The sequence below is a fragment of the Rhodococcus sp. CX genome, assembly GCF_015865005.1.
In the GTDB taxonomy this organism is placed as follows: Bacteria; Actinomycetota; Actinomycetes; order Mycobacteriales; family Mycobacteriaceae; genus Rhodococcus.
Window position 1 is genome coordinate 1 of sequence record NZ_JADZGH010000111.1, and the last position, 2261, is coordinate 2261.

At 67.5% G+C, this 2261-nt stretch carries 3 protein-coding genes; 1 reads left to right on the forward strand and 2 read right to left on the reverse strand.

Annotated elements, in window-relative coordinates; genetic code table 11:
* Positions 1 to 136: 136 nt before the first annotated feature.
* Complete coding sequence (locus I0Q12_RS12065) at positions 137 to 1468, forward strand: cytochrome P450 (RefSeq protein WP_197252148.1); 1332 nt, start codon at positions 137 to 139, stop codon at positions 1466 to 1468.
* Here I0Q12_RS12065 and I0Q12_RS12070 read toward each other — a convergent pair.
* Both I0Q12_RS12070 and I0Q12_RS32665 read right to left on the reverse strand, forming a co-directional pair.
* Entirely contained in the window at positions 1465 to 2019 is a 555-nt protein-coding gene (locus tag I0Q12_RS12070; RefSeq protein ID WP_197252149.1) for an ester cyclase, read from the reverse strand. The genes I0Q12_RS12065 and I0Q12_RS12070 overlap by 4 nt on opposite strands.
* Before the next feature lie 148 nt (positions 2020 to 2167).
* Positions 2168 to 2261 (reverse strand): hypothetical protein (locus I0Q12_RS32665; protein ID WP_231610495.1); only part of this gene is annotated, 94 nt, incomplete at its 5' end.

Here is a 2261-nt window from a genome sequence, read left to right on the forward strand (position 1 = left end):
CCGGTTCGTTCGGCGGCCCCAGCAGCTCGGGCCGCATCGGCCGCAGCAGCGGCGGACGTTTCTGACCGAAGTCAGCGAATCCGGTTCCCGTCGGCGACGGTACTGCTAGCCTTCTGCCCATCGCCGACGGGGGGCTGTGGTCGTGACGAACACGGAGCAGGGGAAGAAGCGGTTCCATTTCGATCGGCACGCGCCGGAGTACCGCGACCGGTTCGAAGCGATCACCAAGGAGATGCAGGCGCACTGTCCCCTGGCGTGGACCGACACCCACGGCGGGCACTGGGTCGCCGCGGGCGCCGAGGAGGTCTTCCACCTGGCGCGGTCGCAGGTCGTCTCCAACGACAACGACGTGAACGGGGTCCGGCGCGGCTATGTGGGTATCACGATCCCGCACGCGGAGAACCCGATCCGCTCGGGCATCCTCGAGATGGATCCACCCGAACACCAGGCGTACCGGCAGATCCTCAACCCGTATCTGTCACCGGCTGCGGTCGCGCGCTGGATCCCGTTCGTCGACGAGGTCACCCACGCGTGCCTGGACGAGAAGATCGCGAGCGGGCACATCGATTTCGTCGACGACCTCGCGAACATCGTTCCGGCCGTGCTGACCTTGGCGATGCTGGGGATTCCGCTGCACAAGTGGGAGGTCTACAGCGAACCCGCCCACGCGGCGCTGTACACGCCGCCGGATTCGCCGGATCGCGACCGGGTGCTCGAACTGCACCGGGCGATGGGCACGGATCTGTTCGCCACGATCCTCGAGGTCCGGGAGTCGCCGCGGCCGGGGCTGGTCGACGCACTCGCCCGCGCCGAGATCGACGGGCAGACGCCGCCGGACATCGAGATCCTCGGGATGCTGAACCTGTTGATCGGCGGCGGATTCGACACGACGACGGCCCTGACCGCCCATGCGTTCGAGTGGCTTTCGGAGCATCCGGATGAACGTGCCCGTCTCGACCGCGAGCGCGGCACCCTGCTCGATTCGGCGACCGAGGAGTTCCTGCGGTATTTCACACCGACCCCGGGAGACGGCCGAACCATCTGCGCCGACTACGAATACGCCGGTGTCGACCTCCGCGAAGGTGAGCGACTGTGGCTGTCGTGGGCGATGGCCAATCGCGACCCGTCGTTGTTCGAGGATCCCGACACCGTCGACCTCGAACGGAAAGGAAACCGGCACTTCAGTTTCGGGCTGGGTATCCATCGATGCATCGGATCGAACGTGGCCCGCACGGTGTTCAAGCGGATGCTCCTGGCCGTCCTCGATCGGATGCCCGACTTCCGTTGCGCCGCAGACGAGGCCGTGCACTACGAGACGATCGGCATCATCCAGGGGATGCGGCATCTCCCGGCTGCCTTCACACCCGGACCGAGGCTCGGTCCCGGCCTCGACGCGACACTCGCGCAGCTCCAGGCCGTGTGCGAGGAACAAGGTCTCGCCGAACCGGTGGTCGCTCGGGGTCGCTAACGGCGACGCGCGAGGCGCGCTATCCGCGTGGTGGCGTTGAAGATTGCCTTCGTCACGCGATCCGGAAGCGATCCGTCGGCAGGCAGCATCTTGATCTGGCGGGCGAACTCCATCTGGTCGTAGCGCACCGTGTTGGTGACGACCTTGCCGCCCGCGAGGACGAAGTGGTCGAAACCCTCGAGCTCGACGTGCCGCCCGGTACCGGCGACCCCGAAGAGGGTGCCGGTGTGGCGGCCGCTCAGACGCCAGTGGACCAGGACGTCGTCACCGGACTCGGCGATCGCCGAGATCTCCATGGCGAAGTCGGTCACCGCGGAGTAGACGCGGTCGAAGTAGGCGCCGATTTCGGTGGCGCCGCGACACGACCCGGTCGGGAAGTACACGACGGACTCAGCCGTCCAGAGACGGTTGCGCAGACTGTCGATGTCCTCGGCGTTGATTCGACCGATCGCCCATCGGACGAGATCCGCATTGGAGGCGTCCGTCGGTGGGCCGGTGACAGTCGTGGTCGGGGTACTGCTCGTGGTCGGGGTACTACCGGTATCGGGCATCTCTGCTCCAGGCACGGTGTGCGACGAGGCGGTTGCCTCCTCAGGCTAACGCCGCACGCCGCCGCCCACGTGAGGAGTCGACCATCCGAACCGGGCCGGGAGTGCGATCGCCTCCCGGCCCGGCCGGCACGAAGTCCTGCTCGGCGGGTCAGGCGCCGATCAGGCGCTGGGCGAGGTAGCCCTCGACCTGATCGAGCGCGACGCGCTCCTGCGCCATGGTGTCGCGCTCGCGGATCGTGACG

Coding starts and splice junctions, on each gene's coding strand:
- I0Q12_RS12070 (WP_197252149.1), bottom strand. CDS start 2,019: ATGCCCGATACCGGTAGTACCCCGACCACGAGCAGTACCCCGACCACG.